General features: G+C 63.3%; 13 protein-coding genes and 2 pseudogenes. 6 read left to right on the top strand and 9 right to left on the bottom strand.

Annotated features, from left to right (window positions below; all coding sequences use genetic code 11):
- Genes FJ543_RS11040 through FJ543_RS11030 form a run of 3 tightly spaced genes read left to right on the top strand, consistent with a single transcriptional unit; the run spans position 1 to position 2,145 of the window.
- A complete protein-coding gene (locus FJ543_RS11040; protein WP_015315641.1) occupies positions 1–720 on the top strand; it encodes a FadR/GntR family transcriptional regulator in 720 nt (239 codons plus the stop codon).
- Positions 721–734: 14 nt separating this feature from the next.
- Positions 735–1,715, top strand: coding sequence for a hydroxyacid dehydrogenase (locus FJ543_RS11035; RefSeq protein WP_140875550.1), 981 nt, complete (start codon positions 735–737; stop codon positions 1,713–1,715).
- A 40-nt stretch (positions 1,716–1,755) separates the two neighbouring features.
- A complete protein-coding gene (locus tag FJ543_RS11030; protein WP_140875044.1) occupies positions 1,756–2,145 on the top strand; it encodes a hypothetical protein in 390 nt (129 codons plus the stop codon).
- Here FJ543_RS11030 and FJ543_RS11025 read toward each other — a convergent pair.
- The gene (locus tag FJ543_RS11025; protein WP_140875548.1) at positions 2,134–3,465 is read right to left on the bottom strand and encodes an amidase; all 1,332 of its coding nucleotides are present in this window, start codon (positions 3,463–3,465) and stop codon (positions 2,134–2,136) included. The two genes, FJ543_RS11030 and FJ543_RS11025, sit on opposite strands and share 12 nt — an antisense overlap.
- Before the next feature lie 115 nt (positions 3,466–3,580).
- On the opposite strand from FJ543_RS11025, the gene FJ543_RS11020 reads away from it, so the two are divergent.
- Positions 3,581–3,928: a GFA family protein gene (locus tag FJ543_RS11020; RefSeq protein ID WP_140661663.1), complete on the top strand. Its 348-nt coding sequence runs from the start codon at positions 3,581–3,583 to the stop codon at positions 3,926–3,928.
- A gap of 38 nt (positions 3,929–3,966) precedes the next feature.
- On the opposite strand, the pseudogene FJ543_RS11015 reads toward FJ543_RS11020, so the two are convergent.
- A pseudogene (locus FJ543_RS11015) lies at positions 3,967–4,194 on the bottom strand (MFS transporter); the annotation flags it as partial.
- Between FJ543_RS11015 and FJ543_RS31815 the strand changes: the two are divergent.
- Positions 4,185–4,410, top strand: a pseudogene (locus FJ543_RS31815) (hypothetical protein); the annotation flags it as partial. The pseudogenes FJ543_RS11015 and FJ543_RS31815 sit on opposite strands and share 10 nt — an antisense overlap.
- A gap of 7 nt (positions 4,411–4,417) precedes the next feature.
- Here the strand turns inward: FJ543_RS31815 and FJ543_RS11005 are convergent.
- From FJ543_RS11005 to FJ543_RS10975, 7 genes are all read right to left on the bottom strand, one after another.
- A complete protein-coding gene (locus FJ543_RS11005) occupies positions 4,418–5,521 on the bottom strand; it encodes an ABC transporter ATP-binding protein (protein ID WP_015315636.1) in 1,104 nt (367 codons plus the stop codon).
- A complete protein-coding gene (locus tag FJ543_RS11000) occupies positions 5,521–6,624 on the bottom strand; it encodes an ABC transporter ATP-binding protein (protein ID WP_140618969.1) in 1,104 nt (367 codons plus the stop codon). The genes FJ543_RS11005 and FJ543_RS11000 overlap by 1 nt, the downstream gene beginning before the upstream one ends.
- A complete protein-coding gene (locus tag FJ543_RS10995; RefSeq protein WP_015315634.1) occupies positions 6,621–6,851 on the bottom strand; it encodes a hypothetical protein in 231 nt (76 codons plus the stop codon). Before FJ543_RS10995 ends, FJ543_RS11000 begins: the two co-directional genes overlap by 4 nt.
- Positions 6,848–7,807 carry a carbohydrate ABC transporter permease gene (locus tag FJ543_RS10990; RefSeq protein ID WP_140618971.1) on the bottom strand — a complete coding sequence of 320 codons (960 nt, stop codon included), beginning with the start codon at positions 7,805–7,807 and terminating at the stop codon, positions 6,848–6,850. Before FJ543_RS10990 ends, FJ543_RS10995 begins: the two co-directional genes overlap by 4 nt.
- Position 7,808: 1 nt before the next feature.
- On the bottom strand, positions 7,809–8,714 hold the full coding sequence (locus tag FJ543_RS10985; protein WP_015315632.1) for a sugar ABC transporter permease: 906 nt from the start codon (positions 8,712–8,714) through the stop codon (positions 7,809–7,811).
- Positions 8,715–8,783: 69 nt separating this feature from the next.
- Complete coding sequence (locus FJ543_RS10980) at positions 8,784–10,100, bottom strand: ABC transporter substrate-binding protein (RefSeq protein WP_015315631.1); 1,317 nt, start codon at positions 10,098–10,100, stop codon at positions 8,784–8,786.
- Positions 10,101–10,460: 360 nt separating this feature from the next.
- Entirely contained in the window at positions 10,461–11,141 is a 681-nt protein-coding gene (locus tag FJ543_RS10975; protein ID WP_140875042.1) for a TetR/AcrR family transcriptional regulator, read from the bottom strand.
- 139 nt (positions 11,142–11,280) lie between these two features.
- Here FJ543_RS10975 and FJ543_RS10970 point away from each other — a divergent pair, with 139 nt between their 5' ends.
- A complete protein-coding gene (locus tag FJ543_RS10970) occupies positions 11,281–12,477 on the top strand; it encodes a Tm-1-like ATP-binding domain-containing protein (RefSeq protein WP_015315629.1) in 1,197 nt (398 codons plus the stop codon).

The following is a 12,477-nucleotide window of genomic DNA, read 5'->3' as shown; positions in this document are numbered from 1 at the left end:
ATGAAAGAAAAGAATCTTCTCGCCGAACTCGCCGCCTATCTGTTCTCCCACTCGGACAAGGAGAGCGGCCGCACGCCGTCGGAACGCGAATTGGCGGAGCATTTCGGCGTCAGCCGCGGCCAGATCCGCGAAGCGCTCGCCATCCTCGAAGCCATGCGCATCGTCGAGCGCCGCGCCAAGTCGGGTATCTACATCGACACCAAGCAGGCCAGCGTCGAGGCGCTGGCGCTGTTCGCACGTGCCGGCCTGCCGCTCGATCCCTTGCAGATCTATGAAACGGTCGAGTTGCGCAAGATCCATGAGATCAAGGCCGCCGAGCTTGCCTGCTCGCGCGCCACCGAGGAGAATTTCGAGCGCCTGCGCGAAATCCTCAAAGCGTCGGAAGACCGCATCGCCGCTGGCGAAGGTTTGGCCAAGGAAGACCGCGAGTTTCACCTCGAGATCGTGCGCGCCACCAAGAACAGCGTCTTCCACAACATCTGCAGCGTCTACTATCTGATGGGCGAGCAGCGCCTGCCGATCTATTTCAACGATCCTGAACGCAGCGTGCGCTCGCATGCCGAGCACGTGCAGATCTACGAGGCGCTGCTGCGCCGCGACGGCAATCTCGCCCAGGCGCTCATGAGCGCCCATCTGCAGGGCGCGGAAAGCTACTGGAAGGGCCTGATCGAGGGCGGCATGGCGGCTTCGCCCGCGGGCGCGGCACTCGAAAAGGCCTGACCGTGACCCAGACCGTGCCAAAGATCCTGTCGACGCATCCGCTGCACCCGCGCGCCACGGCCAAGCTGGCCGGCGCCGGCCAGCTGGTCATCGCTTCGGCGCTCGACCCCGGCACATTGGCGGGGGAGGCCAAGGATGCCGACATCATCATCGTGCGGGCGCCGCTGCCGCCGGCGCTGTTCGAGGGTGCATGGAAGCTGAGGGCCGCGATCCGCCATGGCGCCGGTCTCGACATGATCCCGATGGAAGCGGCCGCGGCGGCCGGCGTGCTCGTGGCCAACGTGCCGGCGGTCAATGCCCGCTCGGTGGCGGAACATGTCATGTTCACCGCGCTTGCACTGCTGCGGCAGTTCCGCCGGGTCGACCGCGACCTGCGCGCCAAGGGCTGGCTGGCCGGACGCGAGCACGCCAATGCCAACATCGAACTCGCCGGCAAGACCATCGGCATTGTTGGTCTCGGCGCCGTCGGGCAGGCGGTCGGCCACATCGCCGCACACGGCTTCGATCTCAAAGTGGTGGCAACGACACGCAGCATGCAGCCGGCGCCGGAAAAGGTCGGCTTCCTGTCGATCGACGCGCTGGTCGAGCAGAGCGACATCATCGTGCTCTGCTGTCCGCTGACGCCGGAAACGCGCGGCCTGATCAGCCGCGAACGCATCGCCCGCATGAAACCCAACGCACTGCTGATCAACGTGTCGCGCGGGCCGGTCGTCGATGACGACGCGCTGATCGAGGCCTTGCGGGAGCGTCGCATCGGCGGCGCCGCGCTCGACGTTTTCTCGGCGCAGCCGCTGCCGCCAAACCATCCCTATTTCGGCTTCGACAATGTCATCATCACCCCGCATATGGCGGGAATCACCGAGGAATCGATGATGCGCATGGGCGTCGGAGCGGCCGGCGAAGCCTTGCTGGTGCTGGCGGGCAAACTGCCTGTCAATTTGCGCAATCCCGAAGTGGTCGATCACTACCGGCGTCGCTTTCCGGCGCAGATATAGCATCGCGGTTTCGCCCCAATTCTCCGCGACTTTGCGAGCCATGTCCGGTCTTCGCCTTGCAGTTCTGATTGTCGCAACTTCGTCCATCTGCACCTTGCCGGCATTCGCAGCGGCCGAGAGCAGCTATGTCTATTGCGACAACGGACTACGCTGCTTCAAGGCGCCCTGCCCGTCGAACAGCGCGCTCGACCTTGCCACCGGCGCCATCACCAAGGGCGTGTCGATCGACACCAGCGGATTGCCGCAGGCCGACGAGGCGATAACGGCCCAGTCCGACGTGCTTTATAGCGGAAAGATCGTGGTCAGGGGCTCGATCGAGCACCGCATCCAGACCTTCACCGGCAAGGAATACAGCCTGCCTTGGCTGGTCGCGACCCGCATCGTGCGCACCGCCAAGGACGGCGAACGCAAGCACTGTTCATCGCACTGATCCGTCATCCACGACTCGCTGCCGATCAACCCCCAGCAGCCTCTCCACCGACACGGCGATCCGCAGCAGATGCCGGTCATGGCCATTGCGCGCTACGAGCATCAGCCCCATTGGCAGCGATGGCCCCGGCATCGGCAACGAGATCGCACAAAGGTCGAACTGGTTGGCGACCTGGGTGTTGCGCAGCAGCAGGCCTTCGGTGCGGTCACGCAACTCGGCATCCTCGGCCATGGAAGCGATGGCCGGCGCCGTCACCGGTGTGGCTGGCAACGCCAGCACGTCAACCGATGCCAGCCGCTCATCCATGGCAGCGGCCAGCGTGGTACGGCGGCGGAGCGCCCTGATATAGACCGGCGTCGGCAGCAGCGCCGCCCGCGACAATGGCCCGCTGACATGCGGGTCGACCGGCGCGGATGCGCCTGTCGCCAGCCAGTCGGCATGCACTTCCGCGCCCTCCATCGCCGCGATCGAACCGCGCTTGGTGGCCGCGCGCAGATCCGCGATCATGTCGTCGATCGACAGATCCGTAATGTGTGCGCCAGCCTGTTCGATCTTGCCAAGACAATACTCGAAGGCGGATCCAACCTCGCCTTCGGTGTCGCCGAAAAGAACGCCGCGCGGAATGCCGATGCGAAGCCCGGCGAGTGGAATGGCCACCAACTCCTTCGGCACTTCGCCGGCCATCACCGCGTCGGCGGCGGCGCATTGCGAGACGGTTCGGGCAAGCGGTCCGACTGAGTCCAGGGTACCCGAAAGCGGAAAGGCGCCATGGAGCGGGACGCGCCGTGCAGTCGGCTTGAAACCGACGACGCCATTGAGCGCCGCCGGAATGCGGATCGAGCCGCCGGTGTCGGAGCCGATCGAGATGTCGCTCGTCCCCTCGCCCACGGACACGCCGGCGCCCGAGGACGACCCGCCTGGAATGCGGCTGGCATCAACGGCGTTGCCTGGCGTGCCGTAATGCATGTTGTCGCCGATCGCGGTGAAGGCGAACTCGGTCATGTTGGTCTTGCCGATGACGACCGCACCGGCTTGCCGAAGCCGGCTGACGATGGCGGCGTCGCGCTGTGCCGGCGCGGCGGCCTTGCGCATCAGCGACCCGGCCGTGGTCGGCTCGCCGGCGACATCGAACAGGTCCTTGATCGAGACAATGGTGCCGTCGAGCGGGCCGAGTGTCACGCCCACTCTTTTGCGGGCATCGCTGGCGTCAGCCGCGACCCGCGCCGCTTCGGCATAGAGCTTCGTGAAGACCTTCTCGTCGGCCACACGATTGGCAAGACGTGACAGGATAATTTCGAGGCGGTCGCGGATTGGTTGCATGTTGGTGTCGGACTCCGCCAGGATGGAACGTCTTGAAGGCAAGCAGCCGTTGGGACTGCCGAAGGGATAACCCGGCCAGCGTGCCTTTGCACCTGCCAGCGACAGGAAGATACTGATGCTGTACAAAGGCAGCTGCCATTGCGGCAAGGTTGCGTTCGAGGTGGAGGGCGAACTTGAGAGCGTCGTGCGCTGCAATTGCTCGATCTGCGCCCGCAAGGGTGCGCTGCTATGGGCCGTGCCGCACGACAAGCTTACGCTCGTCGCCTGGGGCGATGACCTCGGCCGCTACACATTCGGCGAAACGAAGATAGCGCACCGCTTCTGTCGAACCTGCGGCATCCATCCTTTTGCCGAGGACACCAGCGAAGGCGGTGAACGCAGCGCCTACATCAACATCAATTGCGTCACCGGTCTCGACCCGTCCACCTTGTCGGTCTTCGCGTTCGACGGGCGGGCCGTCTAAGCTTCCCATCATCCCCTATAGGTGGCTGTTGCGAGAGACTATTCGGCCTTTGGGCCGCGCAGGAACACCGCGATGGCCGCCAGCAGCGTCGCGGCGCCGCAATAGGCAAACGCGCTGCCGACACCGGCATGGTCGACCAGCAGCCCGCCGAAGACGGCGCCCATCGCAATCGCTACCTGGAAGGTCGCCACCATCAGGCCACCGGCGCTTTCAGCCTGGTCGGGCGCTGCCCGCACCAGCCAGCTCTGCAGCTCTACCGGCACGCTTGGGATCACTGTGGGGCGAAAGGGCCAAAGGCGCTGCCGGAACCTTGCTGAAAGTCCCCGGCAACTGGCGGTGAAGCGACCAAGGTCGAACTGCCGTCTGGATCCTATTGGACGCAGAAAGCCAATGAGATGCATGACGACGCCTGCCTCTCGGAGACGGAATGCGTGATCCTGCTGATCAACGACACGCCTTACGAGACCTACCTGCCGAAATAGCCGCGCCCTATGATGCGTGCCGCAGGCTGACACCACTGCCCTTGTCGAACAGCACCACCTTGTCGGGATTCCAGGCAAAGCGCACCGGTTGCTCGATCGCGACATCGGTCCTGGCCGGCACCGTGGCGCGAAGCGTTGTATCGCCGACCCGCAGCGTCAGGATCTTTTCCACGCCATGGTTCTCGACGTCGTGGACACGGGCCTCGACCGGTGCGCCGCTTTCCAGATAGACATCCTCCGGACGAATGCCGAAGACGAGCGGGCGACCGTCGGTCGCCGCACTCGCCCCAGCCCCCGTAAAAATCTTGGCCGCCCCCGCGAAGGGCAGTTCGAAATTCAATGGCGCCATCACCGCGCGGCCGTTAACCAGCCTGCCGTCGATGAGGTTCATCGGCGGCGAGCCGACGAAGCTCGCCACATAGGTGTCGCGCGGATTGTTGTAGATCTCGTGCGGCGTGCCGGTCTGGATGATGCGGCCATGGTTGAGCACGCCGACCTTGTCGCCCATCGACATCGCCTCGATCTGGTCGTGGGTCACGAACAGGAAGGTGGCGCCAAGCTGTATCTGCAGGTTCTTCAATTCGGTGCGGAGCGCCTCGCGCAATTTGGCGTCGAGCGCCGACAGCGGCTCGTCCATCAAGAACACGCGCGGCTTGCGCACGATGGCACGGCCGATGGAGACGCGCTGCATCTCGCCGCCGGACAGGCGGTCGGTCTTGCGGTCGAGCAGGTGCTCGATCCGCAGCGTGCGGGCGGCGCGGTCGACGCGGTCCTTGATCTCGGCATCCGGCAGCCGGCGGATCTTCGGCTTCAGCGGAAATTCGAGGTTTTCGCGCACCGTGTAGCGCGGGTAGAGCGAATATTGCTGCAGCACCAGCGCCACGTCGCGCTCGGCCGCACCCCAGTCGGCGACGTCGACGCCGTCGATGAAGACCTGCCCCTCGCTCGGCTTCTCCAGGCCGGCGATCAGCCGCAGCGTCGTCGTCTTGCCGGCGCCCGTCTCGCCGAGCAGGACAAAGAATTCGCCATCGGCGATGTCGAGGTCGAGCCCGGTCAAGGCCGTGTGGTTGCCGAAAGTCTTGGAGATGTTCTTGAGCTGGATATGGGCCATCAGAGCCTCACCTCAAGCGACTTGCCGCTTGCCTTGTCGAAGAAATGCGCCTGGGTCGGATCGATTCGGGCAAACACCTTCTCGCCCGGTCCGGCAACGAAGCCGCTCTTGGTGCGGGCCCGCAGCATTTTCGAGCCAACCTTGAGGTCAACGATGTCGAAGGAGCCGAGCGGTTCGACGATCTGCGTCTCGACGGCCATGAAGCCATCGGCCGCGTCACGACGAATGAGGACGCCTTCCGGCCGGATGCCAAGTGCGAGTTGGCCGCTAGCGTGGCCGTTGAGTTTCGATAGCAGCGCCCGCGGAAACTCGAAGCCGGAAGCCGCGCCACCAACGGTGACCGAGGCCGATGACGTTGTTTCGGCAACCGCCGCGTCGGCGACATTCATCACCGGACTGCCGACGAATTGGGCCACGAACAGATTGGCCGGCCGCGAATAGACCTCGTCGGGCGTTCCCACCTGCTGCAGCACGCCCTCATGCATGATGACGATACGGTCGGCGAGACTCATCGCCTCGATCTGGTCGTGCGTGACATAGATGGTGGTCGAGCCCTGCTTGATATGCAGCCGCTTGATCTCGGCCCGCATCTCCTCGCGCAATTTGGCGTCGAGCGCGCCGATCGGCTCATCCATCAGCATCGCCTTCGGCCGCCGCACCAGCGCCCGGCCGATCGCAACGCGCTGCATGTCGCCGCCCGAAAGCGCCGACGGCTTCTTCGCCAGCAGATCCGTTATCTGCAGCGTCTTGGCGACCGAGCGCACTTCCTGGTCGATCTCGCTTTTGCTCTTGCGCGTGGCGCGCAACGGAAAGGCGATGTTCTCGTAGACGCTCATATGCGGGTAGAGCGAGAATGACTGGAACACCATGGCGATGTCGCGGTCGGCTGCCTTCAGATGCTGGACCGGCTTGCCGTCGATGAGGATGTCGCCCTCGTCGATGGTTTCCAGTCCGGCGATGGCGCGCAACGTCGTCGTCTTGCCGCAACCGGACTGGCCGAGCAGGACGATGAACTCATTGTCCGCGATCTTGAGGTTGAGATCCTTGATGACCTGGACGGCACCAAAGAATTTCTGGACGCCGCGAAGCTCGATCTGGGTCAATGCTGTGCTCCCGGATTTCGCGCGTCCCCGGCATGACCGGTGCCGGCCTGTTCCTCGGGTGCGATCTTCGAGGTGATGTTGAAGCCGATCAGCCCGATCAGGATGATGGTCAGGCCGTAGGTGTGCAGGGTCATGTTCCAGGGCTGGCAGAGGGCCACGATGCCGAGCACCATGAGGATCTGTGAACCCGGTTCCAGATATTTCTGATTGATGGCGCGAAAGCTCATTTGCGGATCGCTCCGAAGGACATGCCGCGCAACAGATGGTTGCGGAGCAGGAAGGTGAAGATGGCGACCGGCAGCAGGAACAGGAAGGTGCCGGCGGCGATCACAGTCCAGTCCGGCAGGCCCGAGCCGACCTGGCTCGGGATGAAGGGCGGCGCCGTCTGGGCGCGGCGGTTGGTCATGATCAGCGCGAACGCGTATTCGTTCCACGCCGTGATGAAGCAGAAGACAGCGGTGGCGGCGATGCCGGTGGCGGCCTCCGGCAGCACGATCTTGAAGAAGGCTTCCATGCGTGTGTAGCCGTCGACCAGTGCCGCCTCCTCATATTCCTTCGGGATTTCATCCATGAAACCCTTCATCAGCCACACCGAGAAGGACAGGTTGAAGGCGGTGTAGAGAATGATCAGCCCGACGTGGGTATCGTTGAGGCCGACCGCGCGGTACATCAGGAACATCGGGATCGCGACCACCACCGGTGGCAGCATGCGTGTCGACAGGATGAAGAAGAGCAGGTCCGCCTCCCCCTTTACCCTGAAGCGCGAGAAGCCATAGGCGGTGAACGTGCCCATGCCGACGGCCAGCACCGTCGAGGTGATGGCGATGATCAGCGAGTTCAGGAAGCGGCTCGGATAGCCCGACCACTGCACCTGGCCCTTGCCGTCGCGCACGATCTTTTCGCCACCGTCGAAGACGACGCGCTCCCACCATGGGGCCGCCGCGTACTCTTCCGGCGACGGCGGACTGCGCAATTGAGAGCGCTTGGTGAACAGCTTCACGAACGGCGATATCTCCGGCTGGAAGACGACGGTCGGCGGAATGGTGGTGGCAAGATTGCGCGGCTTGAACGCTGTCGAGGCGATCCAGTAGATCGGCGCCAGGAAGATGATCGTCACCAGCAGCACGGCGACTATGGCGACGCGGTTGAAGGTGATTTCGGAAGAAGTGCGGACGGCCGCCATCTCAGCGCTCCTTCACCTTGTTGAGATATTTGACGTAGATGTTGGTGATCGCAAGCACCATGATCAGCACGATGTAGGCCATCGCGCAGGAGCGCCCGGTCTGCCATTCCTGGAACGCCATCTTGTAGAGCCGGATCGAGATCAGCTCGGCCGTCGGCTGGCTGGTCAGGATGTAGGCGAGATCGAAGGTCTTGAAGGCTTCCATGGTGCGGAAGATGACGGCGATCATCAGGATCGGCGCGACCAGCGGCAGGGTGATGCGGAAGAACGTGTAGAACGGCCCGGCGCGGTCGATCGCGGCGGCCTCATAGAGATGCTTCGGCACCGCCGACAGCCCGGCCAGCGACAGCAGCATGACGAAGGGCGACCACATCCAGATGTCGGTCAACGCAACAGCGTAGAGCGCCATCTTGGGGTCGGCCAGCCACTCGAAATTGCCGAGCCCGAGCGCATAGTTGATAACCCCCCATGACGGGTCGTAAAGCAGTTTCCAGAACAGCCCGACCACCGCCATCGACAGCATCATCGGCAGCAGCAGCAGCGTGGTGATAAGACCCTTGAGCGGAATGTCCCGGTTGAGCAGCATCGCCACGCCGAAGCCGACAAGCAGCTGTCCGACGACCGAGACAATCACGTATTTCGCCGTGATGGCGAAGTTCGACCAGACATAAGGGTCGTTGAGCAGGTCGCGATAATTCTGCAGCCCGACGAAATTCGCCGGCGCGTTGGTCGACGCACGGAAGTCGGTGAAGGAATAGCCGAGCGAGTAGATCAGCGGAAAAATGTTGAAGACGATCAGGAACAGAACCGTCGGGATGATGAAGAGATTGCGGATGGAGATATCGCTTAGGCCGCGTGCCGCGGCGCGCGAGGATCTGTCGAGGGTGGTGATCATCGTGGTCGCCAAGACCCTGCTCCCGGTTCAAGAAAAAGAAACGGAGGAGGCGACACCGCCCCCTCCGCGGGACATGAAGGATTATTGGACGCGGCCGTATTTCTTGAAGGTCGCGTTCCAGTCTCCAGCCAATGCGTCCAGCGTTTCCTTGGCGGTGCCGCTGCCGCCGATCATGTAGGGGTAGACGCGCTGGTTGAGCTGCTGCAGCAGCTCTGCGTATTCCGGCACTGCCCAGAAATCCTTCACCTTGAACATGGTCTCGTAGAAGGCCTTGTTGTAGGGTGTGGCGTTCTGGAACTCAGGCGACTTGAGCACCGCCTGGCTGCAGGTATAGCCGCCAAGGGCCGCCCACTTCTTCTGGGTCTCGTCCTTGATGAACCATTCGAGGAACTTCATCGCCTCGTCCTGCTTCTTCGAGTACGAGATGACGGAGATGCCTTGCCCGCCGAGTGCGGCGAACTGGTCGCCATTTGGGCCGGGAGGGTTGGCGAAGAAGCCGGTGTTCTTGGCATTCGGGTTCGACGCTTCGTTGATCAGCGAGGGGAAGAACGCGAAGAAGTTCATGCTCATCGCGGCCAGGTTTTCCGTGATTGCCTGGTTGTCCTCGACGAAGAACGATTTGGCCCAGCCCGGAGGCGTGAACTTGTAGAGCTCCTTGTAAGCATCGAGCGCGGCCACCGCCTTGTCGGAGTTGATGTGACCGTCGACCTTGTAGGTCGTGTAATCGCCCAGCTCACCGCCATAGGAGAACAGCGCGTTCTCAAAGCCCATCGCCATCGCGTCGTAGGAATTGTCGGTGTAGATGGCGATGCCGTATCTCTTCTGATCCGGCCGGTGGAAGAACTCGGCGATGTCGCGCAGCGCCTTGAAATCCTTCGGCACGTCGAGGTCGTAGCCGTATTTGGCCTTGAAGGCTTCCTTTTCCTTGGGATCCTCGAACCAATCCTTGCGATAGGACCAGCCGACGGCGTCGCCCTCAAGTGGGATCGCCCAGTATTTGCCGCTGTTGCCGGGATACTCGGCATAATATTTCACCGTCGCCGGTGCCATGACGTTGCCGAGATCATGCTTCTTGAAGAAGTCGGTCAGGTCGACGTAGTGGCCGCCGGTGGAGCCGGCGCCGAGCCACTGCGAGTCGCCGACGACCAGGTCATAGGCGTCGCCATGGGCGTTGAACTCGGTAAAGGCCTTGGTCTGGAAGTCGGACCAGGGCGTGGTCTCCACCGTGATCTTGACGCCGGTTTCCTTCTCGTACTCGTTGCCGAGTTCCTGCAGGTAATTGGCCGGATCCCATTCCGCCCAGAAGATGGTGAGCGACTTTTCCTGCGCGTAGACGGACGTTCCGCAGGCAAGCGTTAAGCCGATACCAGCAAGCATGCTGGTCACTAACTTGCGCATAATGATTTCCTCCCTTGTGCGCATTCTACCTTGTCGTACGAGCCGGCGACGGAGCCGGCCCTGGTAGTTCCTCCCGTGGTCGCGCTTTTCCGAATTCGGAGCCTCCTCGCTCTGTCCGGAAATGGATCGCAGCCCTCACTTTCGATCCGCTTATCTTCCTTGATCTGGTATTACCAATCCTGCGGCGGCGTCAAGCCCTTTCTTGAAAGCCGGCATGGGCCGTTACTGTCGAATTAAAGCTTTATCTGCCTGTTTTCCCATGATTTTCCTACTCAATGATATACATTGACCTTGCCCCATGAACGCATTTTGGGCTAGGATCAGCGGTATGCAGGCAAATCTGGTCGAACCAGATTGGGGCTATTTCGCCGCTCCTGAAGCGGACTCATCACCACCATAAGCCGACTCCGCGATTGCTGTGCGCACCAGCGCACTCGCCGCCCATTGCGCCACCGACATCATCCGGCGGCTGTCCAGCCCCCATATATCCTTGAGCACGATCAGCACCTCCACGCCGAAGATCAGCGACAGCGCCTGCGCCAGCCGCTTGAAGTCGCGCGGCGGCAAGCGGCCCTTGAGCGGCGTGAGCGCCTCCTTCAGCAATTCGACGCGATGGCCGCGCGTGAAGGCCGGCTCTCCGCCCAGCGTGCCCGCCTGGCGCCGCGCCCATTGATCGAGCGACAGCTTCAAAGCAGCCTTGAATGTCGCCTCGAAGGCCTCGATGCGCGGCATGGCCGTGTCGAACAGTTCGGTGACGCGGCGCTCGGCATCGGCGGCGGTGGACTTCCAGGTCAAGATTGGCCCCAGCCCCTCGTCGACGACGGCCTGCACCAGGGCTGCCTGGCTGGGGAAGTAACGGTAGGCCGTGGCCCGGGAGACCTCGGCTGCCTCCGCCACCTCGCTGACCGAAGGCGTCGCCCCCGCCTGCATCAGCCGCGTGGCCGTCTCCAGCATCAGCCGCTTTGTCCGCGCCCGCGGTCCGCGCTCTGCTCTCTCCCCGGCATTGTCGTCCGTTGCGGGTTGTTGACGTGAGACATCCATGCCAATACGATACGCGCGTCTCAAAAATTTGCAATGGCAGCCCTTTTCCTGGAGTGGCCACGTTGACGCTCTACGGCGCACAAAGCTTTCATCTGATGAGCATCACCACCTTCGAACCAACCAGCAGAGGGACGCACGGATGAAGCGCATCCATGTGGTGGGCACCGCCGACACCAAGGGCGAGGAACTCGCATTCCTGGCCGATGCGATCGCCGCGACGGGTGCCGTCGTCTGCCGTGTCGATGTCGGCACGCGAGGCGCGACCGTGCCGGTCGACGTCTCGGCTGAAGAGGTCGCCGCCCATCATCCCGACGGCCGCGGTGCGGTGCTCGGCATCGACGACCGCGGCAGATCGGTTGCGGCAATGGCTGGGGCCTTCACGCGCTTTGTCCAGTCCCGCGACGACATATCGGGCATCATCGGCATTGGCGGCGGCGGGGGCACCTCGATCATCACAGCGGGCATGCGCGCGCTGCCGCTCGGTCTGCCCAAGCTCATGGTCTCCACGCTGGCCTCGGGCGACACCGCCCCCTATGTGGACGTGTCCGACATCATCATGATGCCATCGGTGACCGACATGGCCGGCCTCAACCGGCTGTCTCGTGTCGTGCTGCACAACGCCGCCCAGGCGATAGCGGGCATGGCGGTCAATCCGGCGCCTGCGGCGGACGGCAAGGCCTCGATCGGCCTCACCATGTTCGGCGTCACCACGCCTTGCGTGACGGCAATCGCCGAACACCTGCGCTCGACTTATGATTGCATGGTCTTCCATGCCACTGGCACCGGCGGCCGCAGCATGGAGAAGCTGGCCGACAGCGGCCTGCTGTCGGGTGTCATCGACATCACCACGACCGAGGTCTGCGACCTGCTGTTCGGCGGCGTGCTGCCGGCGACCCAGGATCGTTTCGGTGCCATTGCCCGCACCAAGCTACCCTATGTCGGCTCGGTCGGCGCGCTCGACATGGTCAATTTCTGGGCGCCATCGACCATTCCGGAGCATTATCGAGGCCGGCTGTTCTACGAGCACAATCCGAACGTCACGCTGATGCGCACGACAGCGCGGGAATGCCGCGCGATCGGCGAATGGATCGGCACAAGGCTCGCCCATTGCGAAGGCCCGGTGCATTTCCTGATCCCGGAAAAAGGCGTTTCCGCGCTCGACATCGAAGGCGGCGCCTTCTTCGATCCGGAAGCCGACGCAGCTCTGTTCGAAGCCGTCGAGCGCACCATCAGGCCGGGTGCGACGCGCCGCGTCACCCGCCTGCCGCTGCACATCAACGATCCGGACTTTGCCAAGGCGGCGGTCGCGGCCTTTCTCGACATCGCCAGACAGTGA

Source organism: Mesorhizobium sp. B2-5-7 (genome assembly GCF_006440875.1).
Lineage (GTDB): Bacteria > Pseudomonadota > Alphaproteobacteria > Rhizobiales > Rhizobiaceae > Mesorhizobium > Mesorhizobium australicum.
This window is presented reverse-complemented; position numbering and strand designations above follow the sequence as displayed.

Bases quoted from the DNA above. Each gene is read 5' to 3' on its own strand.
- FJ543_RS11025 (WP_140875548.1), bottom strand. From the start codon at position 3,465: ATGCAACCAATCCGCGACCGCCTCGAAATTATCCTGTCACGTCTTGCC.
- FJ543_RS11030 (WP_140875044.1), top strand. From the start codon at position 1,756: ATGTCCGGTCTTCGCCTTGCAGTTCTGATTGTCGCAACTTCGTCCATC.
- FJ543_RS11040 (WP_015315641.1), top strand. From the start codon at position 1: ATGAAAGAAAAGAATCTTCTCGCCGAACTCGCCGCCTATCTGTTCTCC.
- FJ543_RS10995 (WP_015315634.1), bottom strand. From the start codon at position 6,851: ATGAGCTTTCGCGCCATCAATCAGAAATATCTGGAACCGGGTTCACAG.
- FJ543_RS10975 (WP_140875042.1), bottom strand. From the start codon at position 11,141: ATGGATGTCTCACGTCAACAACCCGCAACGGACGACAATGCCGGGGAG.
- FJ543_RS11020 (WP_140661663.1), top strand. From the start codon at position 3,581: ATGCTGTACAAAGGCAGCTGCCATTGCGGCAAGGTTGCGTTCGAGGTG.
- FJ543_RS10990 (WP_140618971.1), bottom strand. From the start codon at position 7,807: ATGGCGGCCGTCCGCACTTCTTCCGAAATCACCTTCAACCGCGTCGCC.
- FJ543_RS10970 (WP_015315629.1), top strand. From the start codon at position 11,281: ATGAAGCGCATCCATGTGGTGGGCACCGCCGACACCAAGGGCGAGGAA.
- FJ543_RS10980 (WP_015315631.1), bottom strand. From the start codon at position 10,100: ATGCGCAAGTTAGTGACCAGCATGCTTGCTGGTATCGGCTTAACGCTT.
- FJ543_RS11005 (WP_015315636.1), bottom strand. From the start codon at position 5,521: ATGGCCCATATCCAGCTCAAGAACATCTCCAAGACTTTCGGCAACCAC.